General features: G+C 66.1%; 14 protein-coding genes. 4 read left to right on the top strand and 10 right to left on the bottom strand.

Translation table 11 applies throughout. The features are described 5' to 3' along the window. Positions 1 to 262 precede the first annotated feature (262 nt). The gene (locus H9654_RS12550) at positions 263 to 625 is read right to left on the bottom strand and encodes a helix-turn-helix domain-containing protein (protein ID WP_191771159.1); all 363 of its coding nucleotides are present in this window, start codon (positions 623 to 625) and stop codon (positions 263 to 265) included. A gap of 318 nt (positions 626 to 943) precedes the next feature. On the opposite strand from H9654_RS12550, the gene H9654_RS12555 reads away from it, so the two are divergent. Beyond that, entirely contained in the window at positions 944 to 2,254 is a 1,311-nt protein-coding gene (locus H9654_RS12555; protein WP_191771108.1) for an ABC transporter permease, read from the top strand. After that, complete coding sequence (locus H9654_RS12560; protein WP_191771109.1) at positions 2,251 to 3,477, top strand: ABC transporter permease; 1,227 nt, start codon at positions 2,251 to 2,253, stop codon at positions 3,475 to 3,477. Before H9654_RS12555 ends, H9654_RS12560 begins: the two co-directional genes overlap by 4 nt. A gap of 290 nt (positions 3,478 to 3,767) precedes the next feature. Here H9654_RS12560 and ilvD read toward each other — a convergent pair whose 3' ends face one another. Continuing rightward, a complete protein-coding gene (gene ilvD / locus H9654_RS12565) occupies positions 3,768 to 5,603 on the bottom strand; it encodes a dihydroxy-acid dehydratase (protein ID WP_191771110.1) in 1,836 nt (611 codons plus the stop codon). A 187-nt stretch (positions 5,604 to 5,790) separates the two neighbouring features. Here ilvD and H9654_RS12570 point away from each other — a divergent pair, with 187 nt between their 5' ends. Together H9654_RS12570 and H9654_RS12575 are read left to right on the top strand one after the other, a co-directional pair. Then, positions 5,791 to 6,363, top strand: coding sequence for a DUF1190 domain-containing protein (locus tag H9654_RS12570; protein WP_042613210.1), 573 nt, complete (start codon positions 5,791 to 5,793; stop codon positions 6,361 to 6,363). 3 nt (positions 6,364 to 6,366) lie between these two features. Continuing rightward, positions 6,367 to 7,545 (top strand): glutathionylspermidine synthase family protein, encoded by a 1,179-nt coding sequence (locus H9654_RS12575; RefSeq protein ID WP_191771111.1) that lies wholly within the window; start codon positions 6,367 to 6,369, stop codon positions 7,543 to 7,545. A gap of 146 nt (positions 7,546 to 7,691) precedes the next feature. Here the strand turns inward: H9654_RS12575 and H9654_RS12580 are convergent, their stop codons facing one another. The 8 genes from H9654_RS12580 to mnmG all read right to left on the bottom strand — a co-directional run bounded on the left by H9654_RS12580 (position 7,692) and on the right by mnmG (position 17,171). Further along, positions 7,692 to 8,990 (bottom strand): DUF58 domain-containing protein, encoded by a 1,299-nt coding sequence (locus H9654_RS12580; RefSeq protein ID WP_191771112.1) that lies wholly within the window; start codon positions 8,988 to 8,990, stop codon positions 7,692 to 7,694. Next, positions 8,987 to 10,000, bottom strand: coding sequence for an AAA family ATPase (locus tag H9654_RS12585; protein ID WP_225212042.1), 1,014 nt, complete (start codon positions 9,998 to 10,000; stop codon positions 8,987 to 8,989). Before H9654_RS12585 ends, H9654_RS12580 begins: the two co-directional genes overlap by 4 nt. Further along, a complete protein-coding gene (locus H9654_RS12590; protein ID WP_191771113.1) occupies positions 9,997 to 11,193 on the bottom strand; it encodes a DUF4350 domain-containing protein in 1,197 nt (398 codons plus the stop codon). Before H9654_RS12590 ends, H9654_RS12585 begins: the two co-directional genes overlap by 4 nt. Next, positions 11,190 to 12,821 (bottom strand): DUF4129 domain-containing protein, encoded by a 1,632-nt coding sequence (locus H9654_RS12595; RefSeq protein ID WP_191771114.1) that lies wholly within the window; start codon positions 12,819 to 12,821, stop codon positions 11,190 to 11,192. The genes H9654_RS12590 and H9654_RS12595 overlap by 4 nt, the downstream gene beginning before the upstream one ends. Continuing rightward, entirely contained in the window at positions 12,811 to 13,809 is a 999-nt protein-coding gene (locus H9654_RS12600) for a stage II sporulation protein M (RefSeq protein WP_191771115.1), read from the bottom strand. The genes H9654_RS12595 and H9654_RS12600 overlap by 11 nt, the downstream gene beginning before the upstream one ends. Continuing rightward, the gene (locus tag H9654_RS12605; RefSeq protein WP_225212043.1) at positions 13,806 to 14,498 is read right to left on the bottom strand and encodes an RDD family protein; all 693 of its coding nucleotides are present in this window, start codon (positions 14,496 to 14,498) and stop codon (positions 13,806 to 13,808) included. The genes H9654_RS12600 and H9654_RS12605 overlap by 4 nt, the downstream gene beginning before the upstream one ends. A 131-nt stretch (positions 14,499 to 14,629) precedes the next feature. Continuing rightward, complete coding sequence (locus H9654_RS12610) at positions 14,630 to 15,160, bottom strand: gamma carbonic anhydrase family protein (RefSeq protein WP_182656299.1); 531 nt, start codon at positions 15,158 to 15,160, stop codon at positions 14,630 to 14,632. A gap of 121 nt (positions 15,161 to 15,281) precedes the next feature. Next, complete coding sequence (gene mnmG / locus H9654_RS12615; RefSeq protein ID WP_191771116.1) at positions 15,282 to 17,171, bottom strand: tRNA uridine-5-carboxymethylaminomethyl(34) synthesis enzyme MnmG; 1,890 nt, start codon at positions 17,169 to 17,171, stop codon at positions 15,282 to 15,284. Positions 17,172 to 17,366: the final 195 nt, after the last annotated feature.

Below are 17,366 nucleotides of genomic sequence, written 5' to 3' on the forward strand. Positions count from 1 at the left end.
GCGCTCGCCGAGCATGGCTCGGCGCTACCACGGCTGTCGGCAGTGACGGCCGCTGGCCGCCATGCTCCTTCTTCGGTGGGTGATGACCGTTGGTCGTCACGCTTCTGCCTTCCGCTGCGCTCGCCGAGCATGGCTCGGCGCTACCGTGCTCGCTCCTCGTCAGTCCAGCAGCGCGGTATTGCGCACGGCACCCTTGTCGGTGGCACTCTGCCATCCCTGGGACTTGCCGCAAAGGGCTGTGTTCGTCAGCAGTTCGGAGCATCTAAAGAAGCGTTTCGGCGCTCTCCATCAATGTCACGACGTTGGCAACGACGGTGAGTGGAAGATTCCTGGACGAAGACAGTAACCTGCACTCGAGGGATGCCCTCGCTCCCCCCACTCCCGCACCAGTGCCCGCATGTCGGCCCTCTGCCAACCACGAGAGGCTGACATTCATGACCTGGCTCAAACGGTGAAGATGGACGATCGATGGCGTGAAGCCGTGCTCGCGCTCCCAGTGGCCAACCGTCGAGCGGTTGACGTTCAAGGCAGTAGCGAGATCGGTCTGCGAAAAACCACGGTCTATTCTCACCGAGCGTATTCGTGCAGCCAGTGTGCCGGCGTCCCAGTCCAAAGGAATCTCCATGAAGCGGTGGCAAGCGTGATCGACAGTGTTTGAGATCGCACTGAGCCAGTCAAAGGTCAGCCGCGACGTCCTGCAGTAGAGCTGGTGGAGACGACGAACATGCAGCTGCAAATCTCCTGCTGTGCAGGCCACAGCGACGCGCTTGCGAACACCATCGAGGGCGTGGAGTAATGAGGGTGGGTGCTAGGCAGAAGAGCGAACGCCACCATCCATGACGCAACCTTCATACATCAGCAGCCACCGCGTGGCTTTCAGTGGAGCCGGTGGACGTTGTACCGACGTCCGCTGCATTTCTCCATTGATCTGTTGGAGTAGATCGTGATCACTTATTACCTCACGCTGGCGTATAGACGCTTGCTGGCAACCAAAGGCATGAGCATTGCACTGATGCTGGGGCTTGGCCTGGGCGTCGGAGCCAGCATGATGATGATTACTGTGGTCTACACCATGTCCTGGGATCCGTTGCCGGGACGCAGCGGGCACCTTTTTCATCCTGTTCTGGATATCCTCCCTTCGTCGTATCCAGTACGTGCTGGAAGGGATCCACGGGTTGCCATGACCTGGCTGGATGCACGAGCACTGCTCAAGCAGGGGCCGGGGTACCAACAGGCAGCGCTTGCTTCCGGCAGGCTGCTCGTCGACAGTCAAACGGGTGTGCCAGTTCCTTTCTTCGCACGTGGACAGTACGCCACTACCAGCGTCTTTGATATGTTTGGGATAGATCTGGTGGCCGGTCGCGCATGGACATCGGCCGAAGAGGGCAACCGTGCCCGGGTCGTGGTTCTGAGTCGTTCACTGGCCGCGAGGGTAGGGTTCAATAGGTCCCGGATCGGTGACTCAATCAGACTGGGGGGACACTCTTTCACCGTTATCGGCATAGCCGACAAGTGGGAGCCGCGCCCGCGATTCCACACTGATCTTCAGCAGGACGCCTTCAGCGGATCAGAGGATTTTTTCGTTCCCCTGGCGCTGGCGGTAGATCTAGACCTCAACGTGGCGAGCAGCATCTTCTCTTGGTCCGACGCGGTCGCGAGTAACAGCCTGGAAGACTCCCGATCTTCGTGGCTGCAGTTCTGGGTGCAGCTCGGAGATGATGCAGAAAAGGCAGACTACGTCCGATTCCTGGAGAACTATCTTCACGCTCAGGTCCGCGTCGGTCGCCTTGAACGATTTGTTCCGCCACGGCTGCCAAGTCTTCGGGAGTACCTGACTGAACGGCGGATCGTGCCGAATGATGTCAAATTGCAGCTCGCTCTAAGCATCGCTTTTCTGGGAGTGTCTCTGCTCAACATGAGTGCACTGATTTTTGCCCGGTTCGTTGGCATGAGCCATGAGATATCCATCCGTCGCGCTCTGGGGGCTCGGCGCATCGACATAATCGCCCAGCTATTGAGTGAGACGGCGATCATAGGCTTCTTCGGCGGGATTATCGGTCTGCTCGTTGCCTGGCTGGGCGTTGCTCTGGTCCGCAGCCAACCCGAAGACTATGCGTCGCTGATACGTCTGGGACCGGGACTTATCCTCCCAATTTTCATGCTTGCGTTGGTCTCAAGCCTGCTTGCTGCGCTGTTACCTGCCATGCGCGCGACCTCGGGACGCGTTGCGATGCAGATCAAGGTGGCTGAATGATTTTCAACCAGGTTTCCTTGATCGCACGATCGCTGCGACGCAATCGGATCACGGCATTTCTTTTATTCATGCAGGTGCTCGTAGCCATGGCGTGCGTGGCAAATCTGATGTCTCTTCTGATGGACAGAGTCTCCTCGTTGAGCCATGCGACCGGGATGCAGGACGAAGGCCTCTTGGTAGTTGAAGGCGAGTTCGTGAGTGATCCCCTGGCGGTCCCGTCCGTAGCTATCGCTGAGGACATTGAGACGTTGCGCCGCGTCCCTGGTGTTATAGACGCATTGGCGACAGGGTCTCTTCCTCTGTCAGAACGCAACTGGATCGCTGGTTTCACGAACAAGCCGATTGAAAGCGATCAGATTGACGGAATAATCGAAGCGGAGCCGTCAGTCTATGCAGTGTCGAGTCCCGCGGTTCGCCTGCTTGGGCTCGAACTGACCGCGGGCCGGGATTTTTCGCCTGAGGCGTTTGTTTCCATGCGTTCGAGAGAGGAATATGCAGGTCTGCATGGGGTGTCCGAAGTGATTCTTACCGAGGATCTGTCGGCTCGGATGTTTCCTGGCAGCAGTGCGGTTGGCAGGTTCATCTATGCTGATGCCCGGTACCCGATACGCGTTGTCGGAATTGTAAGAAGGCTTGCGCGGCCAGTGTTCCGGAAAGATGGTGACGACGGCTTGTCGCTCATCTTGCCGCTCATTCCCGATACAAGCCGAGTCATGTTCGCCATCCGCGTGGCTCCGGGCGTATCGGGCGGCGTAGTGGCACTGGTGCGTGAGAAGCTGTTGCAACGCGATCCTCGCCGTAGCATCGCGAGGAGCAGCACGTTCCAGGAGATGAGGACAGACTATCTTCGGCACGACCAGATCATGGCCGTGATGTTTCTCAGTGCTTCGCTTGCTCTGCTGCTGGTGACCGCTACCGGTATCTACGGTCTATCCAGCTTCTGGGTACGTCGACGCTATCCTCAGATTGCCATAAGACGCGCACTTGGAGCGCGGAGGATCGATGTCATCGCCTACTTCCTGATTGAGAACCTGATGCTGACAGCAGCGGGCACGCTGGTCGGCACGGCAGCGGCAATGGGCATCAATTTGCTTGTCGCCCTACACTACGAGGTTCCGCGCATAGGGCCGCTATATCTGGTCACGGGTGGAGTGACGGTCATCCTGATTGGGCAGCTCGCTGCCTTTGTACCTGCGTGGCGCGCTGCGAAACAGGGACAGTAGAGAAAAGGAGATGGAGGGCCTGGCTGTGGGTAGTGACGGCCGCTGGCCGTCATGCTCCGGCGGTGGAAGGAGGCGATCACCTGCTTCGGTAGGTGACGACCGTTGGTCGTCACGCTTCTGCCTTCCTCTGCGCTCGCCGAGCATGGCTCGGCGCTACCACGGCTGTCGGCAGTGACGGCCGCTGGCCGCCATGCTCCTTCTTCGGTAGGTGACGACCGTTGGTCGACACGCTTCTGCCTTCCTCTGCGCTCGCCGAGCCTGGCTCGGCGCTACCGTGCTCGCGCCCCTTGTCAGTCCAGCAGGGCGGTGTTACGCACGGCGCCCTTGTCCGCGCTGGTGGCCAGCAGCGCGTAGGCTTTCAACGCGCTGGTGACTTTGCGCGGGCGTGCTTGCAGTGGCTTCCAGCCGCGTGCATCGGCGTCGGCGCGGCGCTGCGCCAGTGTGGCCTCATCCACCAGCAGGTGGATGCCGCGGGCGGGAATATCGATGCGGATGCGGTCACCGTCGTGCACCAGCCCGATCACCCCGCCGCTGGCCGCTTCGGGCGAAACGTGCCCGATCGACAGGCCCGAAGTGCCGCCTGAGAAGCGGCCGTCGGTCAGCAGCGCGCACTGTTTTCCCAGACCCTTCGATTTCAGGTAACTGGTCGGGTACAGCATCTCCTGCATGCCCGGTCCGCCCTTCGGCCCCTCGTAGCGGATCACCACCACATCGCCCGCTTTCACCTCATCGGCGAGGATGCCAGCCACCGCCGCGTCCTGGCTTTCGAATACGCGAGCGTTGCCCTCGAAAACATGGATGGACTCGTCCACGCCGGCGGTCTTCACCACGCAGCCGTCCACTGCCAGGTTGCCACGCAGCACCGCCAGCCCGCCTTCCAGCGAATAGGCGTGCTGCAGCGAACGGATGCAGCCTTCGGCACGGTCCAGGTCCAGCGACGGCCAACGCGTGGCCTGGCTGAAAGCCACCTGGGTGGGAATGCCGGCCGGCCCGGCGGCGAAGAACTCATGCACCTTCGCGTCATCGGTGAGCGTGGCATCCCACCGCTTCAGCGCGTCGGCCAGCGAGGGGCTGTGCACGGTCGGCACCGAGGTATCCAGCAGCCCGGCACGGTCCAGTTCGCCGAGGATGCCGAACACCCCGCCGGCACGGTGCACGTCTTCGATGTGGTATTCCGGCGTGTTCGGGGCCACCTTGCACAGCTGCGGCACGCGCCGCGACAGCGCATCGATATGGGTCAAATCGAAGTCCACGCCGCCTTCCTGGGCGGCCGCCAGCAGGTGCAGGATGGTGTTGGTCGAACCGCCCATGGCGATATCCAGCGTCATCGCATTGCCGAACGCCGCTGCGGTGGCGATGCCGCTCGGCAGGGCGCGCGGGTCTTCGCCGCCATACCATCGGTGGCACAGTTCCACGATCACCCGGCCCGCGCGGCGGAACAACATCTCGCGGTCGGCGTGGGTGGCCAGCGTGGTGCCGTTGCCGGGCAGCGACAGGCCCAGCGCTTCGGTCAGGCAGTTCATCGAATTGGCGGTGAACATGCCCGAACACGAACCGCAGGTGGGGCACGCGCTGCGCTCGTACTCGGCGACCTTTTCGTCCGACGCGCTGTCATCGGCAGCGATCACCATCGCATCCACCAGGTCCAGCTTGTGTTCGGACAGCTTGGTCTTGCCCGCTTCCATCGGGCCGCCTGAAACGAAGATCACCGGGATGTCCAGGCGCATCGCGGCCATCAGCATGCCGGGGGTGATCTTGTCGCAGTTTGAAATGCAGACGACGGCATCGGCGCAGTGCGCGTTGACCATGTACTCGACCGAGTCGGCGATGATCTCGCGGCTCGGCAGCGAGTACAGCATGCCGTCGTGGCCCATGGCGATGCCATCATCCACCGCGATGGTGTTGAACTCCTTGGCCACGCCGCCGGCCTGTTCGATCTCGCGCGCCACCAGCTGGCCAAGGTCCTTGAGGTGCACGTGGCCGGGCACGAACTGGGTGAAGGAGTTGGCGATGGCGATGATCGGCTTGTGGAAGTCGCCGTCCTTCATGCCGGTGGCACGCCACAGGGCGCGGGCGCCAGCCATGTTGCGGCCGGCGGTGGAGGTGCGGGAACGGTACTCGGGCATGGGCTGGCAGTAACGGGCGGGCCGTACGACGTGGGTGTCTCCCGATGATGCCCAATTTTTCCGGTTGCGTTTGCAACCACCGGGCCAGCCGATCTGACCCGCCGTTCATCTTGCCTGCTTTGCCGACTTTGGTTGCCGGCGCTGATGCGGCATCATTGGCGGGTTGATCCGCATGAGGCATGAGGCCATGAAACGTTCCCGCACCACCGCGCTGCTGTTGATGAGCGCCGCACCGCTGCTGTTCACCGCCTGCCAGAAGGACGAACCGGTGCAGGTGCAGGAAGGGCTGTATACCTCCGTGCAGGCCTGTACCGAGGCCACCGGCGATCCGTCGTCGTGCCGCACTGCCTTTGCCGAGGCGCAGCGGCAGTCTGCCGATGCCGCGCCCAAGTACGCCGACAAGGCGGCCTGCGAAGCCGATTACAAGCCGGAGCAGTGCGTGGAACAGCGCACCTCGGCAGGCACTTCGTTCATCGGTCCGATGATGATGGGCTTCTTCATGTCGCAGATGATGAACAGCGGACGTGCCGGCCTGGCCCAGCAGCCGGCCGCCGCCAGCCCCGCTTACCAGGACAAGAGCGCCGGCTGGGCGCGCGCGGCCCCCGGTGGCAGCGGCGGGCTGAACACGGCCAGCGGCATCGGCGCCGGCAAGGCCGGCCTGGCCCCGGTCAGCAACGTGCCGAACCGCGCCACCACCGCCAGCCGTGCCGGCTTCGGCAGCACCAGTGCGCGCCGTAGCGGCGGCAGCTTCGGCGGCTGATCGATGCAGCGTGTGCGCATTGCCGAGCGCGCCCAGTGGCGCGCTCGTGCCGAAGAAGCCGGCTTCCGCTTCCACACCATCGACGGCCAGCCGTACTGGGATGAAACGGCGTATTACGCCTTCACCCTGCGCCAGATCGAACAGGACATCGAAGACCCCAGCGCCGAACTGCATCAGATGGCGCTGTCATTGGTCGACGAGGTCGTGGCGTCCGATGCGCTGATGGACAAGCTGGCGATCCCGGCGCATTACCGCGACTGGATCGCCAACAGCTGGCGCCAGCGCCAGCCGCACCTGTACGGCCGCCTGGACCTGGCCTATGACGGCAGCGGCCCGGCCAAGCTGTACGAACTGAACTACGACACCCCGACCTCGCTGTTCGAAGCCAGCTTCTTCCAGTGGCAGTGGCTGGAAGACCAGCGCAATGCCGGTCGCCTGCCGCAGCACGCCGACCAGTTCAACGCCCTGCATGAAGCGCTGGTGGAGCGTTTCGGTGAGCTCGCCGCCAAGCTGCCGCCGCCGCTGTTCTTCAGCGCCGTGGGCAGTTCGCAGGAAGACGTGGGCACGGTGGAATACCTGCGGGACTGCGCTGCGCAGGCCAACCTGCACGGCCAGGGCATCGCCATCGAAGACATCGGACTCTCCGAAGATGGGCGCTTCACCGCGCTGGATGACACGGTGATCGGCACGCTGTTCAAGCTGTATCCGCTGGAAGACCTGATGGCCGAGGAATTCGGCCGCGCGCTGCCGGCTTCCGGCGTGCAGCTGCTGGAACCGGCCTGGAAGGCGGTGCTGAGCAACAAGGGCATCCTGCCCTTGCTGTGGGAGCGTCATCGCGGACACCCGAACCTGCTGGAATCGCACTTCGACAACGGCCGCACGTTGGGCGCCGGCTGGGTCCGCAAGCCGTTGTTCTCACGCGAAGGCGCCAACATCGAAATGCACCTGGACGATGGCAGCGTGCAGCGCAGCGACGGGCCCTACGATGGCCCGGCGGTCCTGCAGAAGGCGCATCCGTTGACCCGTTTCGAAGGCGGTTATCCGCTGATCGGCAGCTGGGTGATCGGCGACCACGCCTGCGGGATCGGCATCCGCGAGGATGACAGCGCGATCACCCGTGACAGTGCGCGTTTCGTGCCGCACGCGATCATCGATGAAGCGCCGACGCAGATCTACGTCTGATCCAACGCGGTGACGACCAACGGTCGTCACCCACCAAGGCCGGGCTGGCATGACTCACCGGGGCCGGGCTGGAATCCGGTAGCGCCGAGCCATGCGCGGCGGCGAGGCGTCGTACGTGATTGACGGCCAGCGGCCGTCACTACCGCTTACAACAGGCCGTCGCGCTTGACCGACAGGTAGCGCTCCACCAGCGCGCCGGGCAGGGCTTCGGCGGTGACATCCAGCACCATCACGCCATGGCTGCGCAACGCATCATGCGCCTGCGCACGCTGTTCCAGGTACATCGCCGCAGCACCGGCATGGGCGGCATCGGTGGTCTCGTCCACCGGTTGCAGCAGGGCCTGGTCCAGTACCTGTTCGCGTAGGCTGGCCACGCACACCAGGTGGCGCCGCTGCAGCAGTTTCACCGCCGCCAGCAGGTCTTCGATGTCCTCATCGCGCACGTTGGTCACCAGCATCACCAGCGCGCGCCGCCGCTGTAGCACCGACAGCCGGGTGGCGGCCGCCAGGTAGTCGGTCGCCACCGGTTGTGGCTGCAGGTCATGGCTGGCGCGCAGCAGGTCGTCGATGGTGCCCATGCCGCGCTTGGGGGCCACCCAGCGCGGCTCGCCACCAATGGCATGCAGGCCGACGCCGTCGCCCTGCCGCAGCGCCAGGTAAGACAGCACCAGCGCGGCGTTCAACACCTGGTCGAAGTGCGAAAGTCCGCCGTCGCTGGCCATCATCCGGCGGCCGGTATCGAGCATCAGCAGCATCTGCTGGTTCTTTTCGTCCTGGTACTCGCGCGATACCAGCCGGCGCGCGCGCGAGGTGGCTTTCCAGTCGATCTGGCGCAGGCTGTCACCGATGCGGTACTCGCGCATCTGGTGGAAATCGGTGCCTTCACCGCGCCGGCGCTTGAGGTGCGCGCCGACCATGCGCGAGGCCTGTTCGGCACTGAACAAGGCAAAGCGGGTCAGCGGCACGAAGTTCGGGAACACCCGCACATCGAGTGCAGGCGGCACGGTGCGCCGTTGCGTCCACAATCGCCACGGCGACTGCAGGCGCAGCTGCACGCCATCGAAGCGGAACGCGCCCCGCTGCGACGGCTGCACGTGGTACGCCAGCGTGGTCGCAACGCCGTCACGCAGGCGCAGCCGTCGCGGCAGGCCTTCGCTGTGCCACCCACCGGGCACCAGATCAAACACCTCCAGCCGCACCGGCTGCTCGGCCTCCAGGCTCAGCTGCACCTCGCGGCGCACGTCCAGCGCCAGCGATTCGGGCATGTGCCGCTGCACGCGTGGCGAGGGCAGCCGGCGCAGCCGCAGCAGGTCGGCCAGCCCGAGCAACAGCAGAATCGCCAGCAGCGCCCACCAGCCCCAGCGCGGCAGCCAGCCGGCCAGCACCGCACCACCCACGCCGGCCCAGGCCAGCAGCAGCCACAGCAGGGGCAGGGCAGGCCTCATCGGCGCGGCGCGTCCACCTTGGCCAGCAGGGCCGAAAGCACATCGTCGGCATCCTGGCCTTCGATCTGCAGCTCCGGTGCCAGCGCGATGCGGTGGCGCAGTGCGGGGCGTGCGATATCGCGCACGTCGTCGGGGGTGACGAAATCGCGTCCGGACAACAGCGCCTGTGCACGCGCTGCACGCACCAGCGCGATGCTGCCGCGCGGCCCCGCGCCGAGTGCGATGCCCGGCCATTTCCGGGTGGCGGCGACGATCCGCACCGCGTAGTCGATCACTTCGGCATCCACGGTGATGGCGGCCGTGGCCTGCTGCAGCGCGACCACTTCGCCGGCGCTGAGCACCCGCGGCACCCGCTGCAGGTCGAAGTCGCTGGCGCTGCGGCCAGTGGTGACTGCATCGACCATGCGCTTCTCTTCCTCCAGCGCCGGGTAATCGATGATGATCTTCAGCAGGAAGCGGTCCAACTGCGCTTCCGGCAGCGGGTAGGTGCCTTCCTGCTCCACCGGATTCTGCGTGGCCAGCGCCATGAAGGGCGGTGCCAGCGGGAAGGACTTGCCTTCGATGGTGACCTGGCCTTCCTGCATCACTTCCAGCAGCGCCGACTGGGTCTTGGCCGGCGCGCGGTTGATCTCATCGGCCAGCAGCAGGTTGGTGAACACCGGTCCGCGGCGGATCTTGAAGCTCTCGCTCTTGGGGTCGTACACCGCATGGCCGCTGACATCGCTTGGCATCAGGTCGGGGGTGAACTGCACCCGGCCGTGGTCCAGCTCCAGCGCCTGTGCCAGCGCGCGCACCAGCAGCGTCTTGCCCAGTCCGGGCACGCCTTCGATGAGCACGTGGCCACCGGCCAGCAGCGCGATCAGGATCTGGTCCAGCACGTCCTGTTGGCCGATGAAGGCATGGCCGACCGCTTCGCGGATCGCGTCCACGCGTTCGACCAGGTCACCGGCAACCGGCGAAGGTCCACCCAGCGGTGGCGGGGTCGTAGGGGTGTTTTCCAGTTCGGTCATAGCAGGCGTCTCATCTGCAGCAGGAGGGCAATCCGCTCTTTCAGGGCGGTGAGGTCGTTGGCAGCGGGCGCGGCCAGCGCGGTGTGCACGCGACTGGCTGGCCATTGCAGCAGGGTGGCGATGGCATGTTCCTGGGCGGCGCCTTCCAGTGCGGCGGCGATCGGCGCGCGCGCCTGCAGCCGGCGCAGGAACAGCCCACGTACCGCGGCATGCAGACGCGGGCCCTGGCGCTGGCGCAGCAGCAGTTCGCCGCTGGCGCGCACGTGTTCCAGCAGCGATCGGCGTTCGGCCAGCGGCGAGGGCAGTTCACTGCCCAAGCGCTGCGAGCGCATCCACAGCCCGCCCAGCAGGGACAACAACAGCGGCAGCCAGACCGGCCAACCCTCGAAGAACATCCGCGCCCACAGCGACGGCGGCCGGCTGGCGTACACCAGCCACATCGTGCCCTTGCCGTAGTTCGGCTGCAGCAGGTAGCGGGTCAGGTCGCGGTGCGGACGGTCGTGCAGGCCGTCGACAGCGGCGGTCTGAATCCCGTTCGGGCGCAACGCGGCCGGCAGGAAGGAGTTGGTGTCGGTCTGACCCTTCATGAACTCCATGTCCGCCAGTACATCCACCACGCCGCGGCCGTGACCGATGCGGGCAAACACGTAGCCGTCTTCGTTGCCCCACTCGCGTTGCACGTTGGCGTAGGCCGCATCGCTGACGTCGAAACGGCGTCCGCTGCAGAACTCCCGGTGGCGGTCCTCGCCTTCCACCTGGAACGGCTGGCACGCACTGCCGAAGCCCAGGCTGCCCACGCCCAGCGCCTGCAGCAGGGCCGGTTCCTGACGCTTGTCATCCTCGCCGGTAGGCGGCGTGCGCACCAGCAGATGGCCGCCGCGCTGGACCCAGGCCAGCAGTGCGGCCACTTCCGGTGCGGGCAGTTCGCCGCTGTCCTGCAGCAGCACCACGGTATCGCCGGCGGCCGGAGACATCGCTGCCATGTCCAGCCGCGCGCGTGCCTGCACCTGCAGGCCATCGGCGCGCAGCGCCTGGCCCAGCACGTACAACGGGTTGTAACTGGCCTCGCCCTGCGGCGGCAGCGTTTCGGTCCTGCTCACCTGCTCATGGGTACGCAGGAACCACACCACCAGCGGCACGCTGACCAGCACCGCCAGGCCGATCAACAACGGCCACAGCACGCGCGCCTTCATGCCGGCCACCGGTACTGCGCCTGCAGGCTGTCAGCCAGTGCCTGGAAGGCATCGCGCGAGGGCAGGCGGTTGCCGTAGGCGGCGTACTGCCACATGCGCACGATGGCGCCGAACAGTTCGCGGTCGCGCGCGTCGGGCATGCGGCGCGATGCACGCAGCACCTGCGCTTCGGTGGCGCCCGGCGGCACTACCACGCCGCTGCGGTCGACCACCGTCCCCACGCTGGCGCGGTACAACAGGGCCAGTGCCTGGCGCGGTAGCCCGCGATCCCACAATTGGCGCGCGCGGGTCGCCACGTCGGGCGGCACCACCTCAGGCGGGGTGATCGAATCTTCGATCAGCGCGCCGGGGGCGGCGGCCTTGCGCCGGCCGGATCCGCGCAGCCACGGCAGCCAGCGCCGCGCGGTCAGCAGCAGGATCAGCAGCAGCACCCCGAGCAGCAGCCACAGTCCCCATTCCATCGCCAGGGCGACCATCTTCGCGGCCGATCCCACCAGCTCTTTGGATTTCCCTGCGTCGGTTTCGCGCTTCAGCCGCTCGCGTTCCTTGCGCTCGGCTTCGTCCTCGGGTTCACGTGTTTTCCACTCCGTGACCTCCCGCGTGGGACTCTGCAGCGGGTCTTCATACGCGCGCTGCACGGCCTGGCGGAAGCCGGCGGTGTCGACCGGTGCATCACCGAAGATGCCAGCCGGCGTGTCGTCGGGATCGATCGGCGAAAGCGTCTCTTCTTCTGCTTCTGCCTCTTCTTCTTCTTCGGCTGACGCTGCCGCGTCGTCGGCCACGTCCTGCGGGGTGTCCTGCGCGTGCACCGGTGCGTATGCCCCCGGCAGCGAGAACAGCAGCACCAGCAGCAGCAACGGCGCGGCCTGCTGCAGGCGCTCGCGCAGGCGGCGGAAGCTGATTTCAACGTCCCATGCTTCCATCTGCGTGCGGCGGTTGAGATACAGGCCGAAGCCCGCCCCGACATGCAACGGCCCGATCACGCTGGCGACCAGCCAGAACACGCCATTCAATCCAAATTTCGCCCAGGCCGGGGTGTCCTGCCGCACCAGTTCCCACGCCGCGCGCCAGGAATCGCTCAACAGTTCCACCGGCACGAACAGGAAGATCGCCGACAGCGCGCCGATCACCAGCACCGCTTCGAAGCCCAGGCACAGCAGCGTGAGCAGCATCGACGGACCGGCCGCCGCGCTCAGCACCGCACGCCGGCGCAGGCTGCGCAGCGGCGCGTCGGCGCCTTCCAGCAGGTTCACCGGCAGGCACACGTTGCGTACCGGACTGAAGCGCCGCCAGCCAAGATAACCCCAGAACCCGCTGACGCCCCAGAGGCGCTGCGCGCGCAATGCCTGCCACGCGGTGACCGGTTCGCCGAATACATCGCGTGAGAGCACATACAGCACCACGCGATCAAACGCCGGCTTGCACCACCACAGCAGCAGCCACGCCCAGCCAAAGGCATCGCCGTGCCACCACGCCAGTGCATTGAACAGCACGAACAGCGGCGCACTGGCCAGCAACCAGGCGCCCCACGCCGCGCGCGGCTGCCGGCGTACCAGCGCCATGCCCAGTTCCATCGCCTCCCAACTGCTGCGGACGCGCAGCGCTACGTTGAGCTGGTCAATCCGCATGCGCACCCCCGCGGCCACCGCGCCACAGCCACAGCAGGACCAGCGTCCACAGCACCGCAGCGACGCTGTACTTGCCCCAGGCCGGAATGCTGGCGATGGATGACCAGAATGCTTCGATGAAGGCGGCCACCAGCAGCATCGCAGCGATGCCCAGGCACAGCCGTGCGCCGATCCGTCCGCCTTCCACCAGCGCATCCAGGCGGCGCTTGCGCCCGGGCGCCACCAGCCGCAGGCCGAGCTGCAGGCCTGCGCCGCCGGCGATCACGATCGCGGTGAGTTCGAAGGCACCATGGCCCACCACGAAGCGCCAGAACGGATCGCCGTGGCCGACGTGCTGCAGGTGCCCGGCCACCGTGCCGATGGTGATGCCGTTGAACAGCAGCACCAGCACCGTACCGACACCGGCCAGCAGGCCGCTGGCGAAGGTGCGCAGGCCGATGCTGATGTTGTTCATGATGTAGTAGCCGAACATCATCCAGTCGGTGCCACTGTCGCGGCCCAGGTTGGGTGATGACGGGTCGTACATGCGTTCCACCTGCGCTAGGCGTGCGTTGTCCATCAACAGGTGGACCAGGTCCGGCCGCAGCTGCACGGCCACGAAGCTGCCCACCAGCGGTACCGCGAACAAGGCCAGCGCCACCCACATCACCGTGGCCTGGCTGCGTACCAGCTGCGGGAAATCGGCGAGCAGGAACTCCAGCACACCGCGCCAACGAAATGCCGGCGTGCGGTACAGCAGCGTGTGGCCGCGCTGCATCAACTGCTGCAGGTGTTCCACCAGCTGCGGGCTGTAGCCGCGCTGGCGGGCCAGCGCCAGCTGCTGGCACAGGCGCCGGTAGCGCTGCGGGAACTCCGCATCGGCCGGCAACGCAGGATCCACCGGCGCACGCGCGCGACGACGGCGGCCCAGGTGCGCACGCTGCTCCAGCCAGGCTTCCAGGGCCTGCCATTCGGGTTGGTAACGGCTGACGAACTGTTCCTGTCTCATCGCCGTCCCAGCAACCAGTTGGCCATGGCATACAGGCGCAGCACGCCGACCTGCCCGTTGGCTTGGGTCAGTGGGCTGGCGATGGCTGCCAGTTCCTGTTGGCGGGCCGGTGCCAGCAGCGGGGCGCGCTCGGCGAAGGCGATCACCGCCGATTGTTCCTGCGGTTGCAGCGCAACCGGGGGCGGCAGCGCGCTGTCGATGGTGGCGGCCGGCGCACGGATGCGCGCATCGCCATGCACCACCAGCGTGCCGGCGACCAGATCGCCCAGCCGCCGTCCATTTGCATCGAACAGGCTGCTGAGCAGGCCCAGCGCGTAGCCGAACGGCAGCATGTCCACGGTGCGCAGCAGGTTGCGCGTGACCGATCCGCTCCAGCCCACCGGTGCCCCATCGCGGGCGATCACCCGCAGGCCCATCGCCCGCTTGCCCAGGGTCTGGCCCCAGATCGCTTCCAGCACGATGGTGTAGGCCCAGTAGAGCAGGAACATCAGCGCCAGGTGCAGCCCGCGCCCGAACTCATCCAGCAGTGCCAGCGGGAAGGCCAGCACGATCAGCACGGCCGCGCGGATCGCGAAATCAATCAGCCAGGCCAGCGCACGCGGCAGTGGACCGGCGGCACGCAGCTGCAACGGCACGCCTTCCGGCGTGACCACTTCGCGGTAGGTATCCAGCATCGGCGTTGCGGTCATCTGTGCCGGATTCCTCTCCGGCAGGCGGCCACGGGCATGTGAGTCTCGACGTCATCCTGGGTCGGAGTCTGACTTTAGCAGGTTGCCGCGGCCACCGAGCCAACGGAAGTTCGCTTTACCGCAGCTGGGCCTCAGCCCAGGTACTCGTCCTTCAACCGCACGTAGTGGTCGGCCGAATAGTGCAGCGCTTCGATCTCGCTGTCCTTCAGCATGCGCGCCGGGCGGGCCGGGTTGCCTACCCACAGTTCGCCTTCACCGACCACCTTGCCCGGACCCACCACCGCGCCGGCGCCGACGAAGCCGTGCTTCTCCACCCGGGCCCCATCGAGGATGCAGGCGCCCATGCCGATCAGGCTGTAGTCGCCGATGCTGCAGGCATGGATGATGCAGCCGTGGCCGACAGTGACCCCTTCGCCGATCAGCGTGGGATAGCCGGCCTTGTTGAACGGGCTGTGGTGGCTGACATGGATGATGGTGCCGTCCTGCACGTTGGTGCGTGCACCGATGCGCACGAAGTTGACGTCACCGCGGATCACCGTGCCCGGCCACACCGAAGCATCCTCGCCGATTTCCACATCGCCGATGATCGTGCAGGCAGGGTCTACGTAGGCACGCGCGCCGAGCACCGGCATCTTGTCGCGGAAGGGGCGTAGCGGGTTCATCGGGTTCTCCGGTACAGCGCCGAGCCCAGCCCGGCAGAAAAGGTAGCGCCGAGCCATGCCCGGCCATAAGGGTAGCGCCGAGCCATGCTCGGCGAGCGCAGCGGCCCGCAGGCCCGCCGCCTTACGCCACGCGTCCGCGGCGCGAACGTTCCAGGTGCACCAGCAACAGCGAAATCGCCGCCGGGGTCATGCCGGGGATGCGCTGGGCCTGACCGATGGTCTGCGGCCGCACGCGTTCGAGTTTCTGCAGCGCTTCGGCCGACAACCCGCGCACGATCGCATAATCGAAGCCCTCGGTGATCGGGGTGGATTCATGCCGTTGCTGGCGCTCGATCTCATCGCGCTGGCGGTCCAGGTAACCGGCGTACTTGACGCCGATCTCCACCTGCTCGGCCACCTTGGCATCGTCCACGCCCGGGCCCAGCGAGGGCACCTGCATCAGCTTGGCGTAGTCCAGTTCCGGGCGCTTGATCAGGTCCAGCACGTTGGTTTCCCGGCTCACCGCCACGCCCAGCACCTGTTCCACTTCGCGGCCCAGGGCATTGCCGGGCGTTGCCCAGAGCGCACGCAGCCGCGCACTTTCGGCGCCCACCGCCGCCTGCTTGGTCTCGAACGCCGCCCAGCGGCGGTCGTCCACCAGGCCCATCTCGCGGCCGACCGGGGTCAGGCGCTGGTCGGCATTGTCTTCGCGCAACTGCAGCCGGTATTCGGCGCGGCTGGTGAACATGCGGTACGGCTCGGTGGTGCCGTGGGTGATCAGGTCATCCACCAGCACGCCGAGGTACGCTTCATCGCGGCGCGGGCACCAGCCGTCCAGCCCACGCACCTGACGGGCGGCATTCAGCCCGGCCAGCAGGCCCTGCGCGGCGGCTTCTTCATAGCCGGTGGTGCCGTTGATCTGGCCGGCGAAGAACAGCCCGCCCACGGTCTTGGTTTCCAGCGATGCCTTCAGGCCGCGCGGATCGAAGTAGTCGTATTCGATGGCGTAGCCGGGGCGGGTGATATGCGCGCTCTCGAAGCCGCGGATACTGCGCACCATCGCCAGCTGCACATCGAACGGCAACGAGGTCGAAATACCGTTGGGGTAGATCTCCACGATACCCAGGCCTTCGGGTTCGACGAAGATCTGATGGCTTTCCTTTTCGGCGAAGCGCACCACCTTGTCCTCGATGGACGGGCAGTAACGCGGGCCGATGCCTTCAATCTGCCCGCTGTACAGCGGCGAGCGATGCAGCGACTCGCGGATGATGTCGTGGGTGCGCGCGCTGGTATGGGTGATCCAGCAACTGACCTGCGGCGGATGCTCATCCACCGTTCCGAGGAAGGACATCACCGGCCGCGGATCGTCGCCGGGCTGCTCGTCCATCACGCTGTAATCCAGTGAACGGCCATCGATGCGCGGCGGCGTGCCGGTCTTCAGCCGGTCCACCTGGAACGGGCGTTCGCGCAGGCGCGCGGCCAGCGTGGTGGCCGGCGGATCGCCCATGCGGCCGGCGGCGTACTGGGTGGGCCCGACGTGGATCTTGCCGGCCAGGAAGGTCCCGGCGGTCAGCACCACCGCTGCCGCATCGAAGCGCAGGCCGGTCTGGGTGAGCACGCCACGCACCTGGTCGCCCTCGATGAACAGGTCATCCACGGCGGCTTGGAACACGGTCAGGTTCGGCTGCGCTTCCACGATGGCGCGGATCGCCATGCGGTACAGGTTGCGGTCGGCCTGGCAGCGGGTAGCGCGCACCGCCGGCCCCTTAGAGGCGTTCAAGGTGCGCCACTGGATGCCGGCGCGATCGGCGGCGTGCGCCATCGCCCCGCCCAGCGCATCGATTTCCTTGACCAGATGGCCCTTGCCGATTCCGCCGATCGCCGGGTTGCAGCTCATCGCGCCCACGGTTTCGATGTTGTGGGTGAGCAGCAGGGTGCGCGCGCCACCGCGTGCCGCGGCGAGCGCCGCTTCGGTGCCGGCGTGGCCGCCGCCGATGACGATGACGTCGTAACGATGGAAGGAGTCGGTCATGGGGAAGGCAGGGGTGGCCGCAGCCATCGGTTGGGCAGGCGCAGGCGCCTTGGAGGGTGGCGATTTTAACGCCAATCGTGGCCGGGGTCAGATTCCTTTCGCCCCCGCCGGACAGAAATCCGGGCAGATTCGTGAATCAACCCTAAAGTTGGCATGGAACCTGCAGATATATCCTTAGCACCCAGCGTGATCGGC

The sequence above is a fragment of the Stenotrophomonas lacuserhaii genome (assembly GCF_014836545.1).
GTDB classification, from domain to species: Bacteria; Pseudomonadota; Gammaproteobacteria; order Xanthomonadales; family Xanthomonadaceae; genus Stenotrophomonas; species Stenotrophomonas lacuserhaii.

Coding starts and splice junctions, on each gene's coding strand:
- H9654_RS12550 (WP_191771159.1), bottom strand. CDS start 625: ATGGAGATTCCTTTGGACTGGGACGCCGGCACACTGGCTGCACGAATA.
- H9654_RS12560 (WP_191771109.1), top strand. CDS start 2,251: ATGATTTTCAACCAGGTTTCCTTGATCGCACGATCGCTGCGACGCAAT.
- ilvD (WP_191771110.1), bottom strand. CDS start 5,603: ATGCCCGAGTACCGTTCCCGCACCTCCACCGCCGGCCGCAACATGGCT.
- H9654_RS12570 (WP_042613210.1), top strand. CDS start 5,791: ATGAAACGTTCCCGCACCACCGCGCTGCTGTTGATGAGCGCCGCACCG.
- H9654_RS12575 (WP_191771111.1), top strand. CDS start 6,367: ATGCAGCGTGTGCGCATTGCCGAGCGCGCCCAGTGGCGCGCTCGTGCC.
- H9654_RS12580 (WP_191771112.1), bottom strand. CDS start 8,990: ATGAGGCCTGCCCTGCCCCTGCTGTGGCTGCTGCTGGCCTGGGCCGGC.
- H9654_RS12585 (WP_225212042.1), bottom strand. CDS start 10,000: ATGACCGAACTGGAAAACACCCCTACGACCCCGCCACCGCTGGGTGGA.
- H9654_RS12590 (WP_191771113.1), bottom strand. CDS start 11,193: ATGAAGGCGCGCGTGCTGTGGCCGTTGTTGATCGGCCTGGCGGTGCTG.
- H9654_RS12595 (WP_191771114.1), bottom strand. CDS start 12,821: ATGCGGATTGACCAGCTCAACGTAGCGCTGCGCGTCCGCAGCAGTTGG.
- H9654_RS12600 (WP_191771115.1), bottom strand. CDS start 13,809: ATGAGACAGGAACAGTTCGTCAGCCGTTACCAACCCGAATGGCAGGCC.
- H9654_RS12605 (WP_225212043.1), bottom strand. CDS start 14,498: ATGACCGCAACGCCGATGCTGGATACCTACCGCGAAGTGGTCACGCCG.
- H9654_RS12610 (WP_182656299.1), bottom strand. CDS start 15,160: ATGAACCCGCTACGCCCCTTCCGCGACAAGATGCCGGTGCTCGGCGCG.
- mnmG (WP_191771116.1), bottom strand. CDS start 17,171: ATGACCGACTCCTTCCATCGTTACGACGTCATCGTCATCGGCGGCGGC.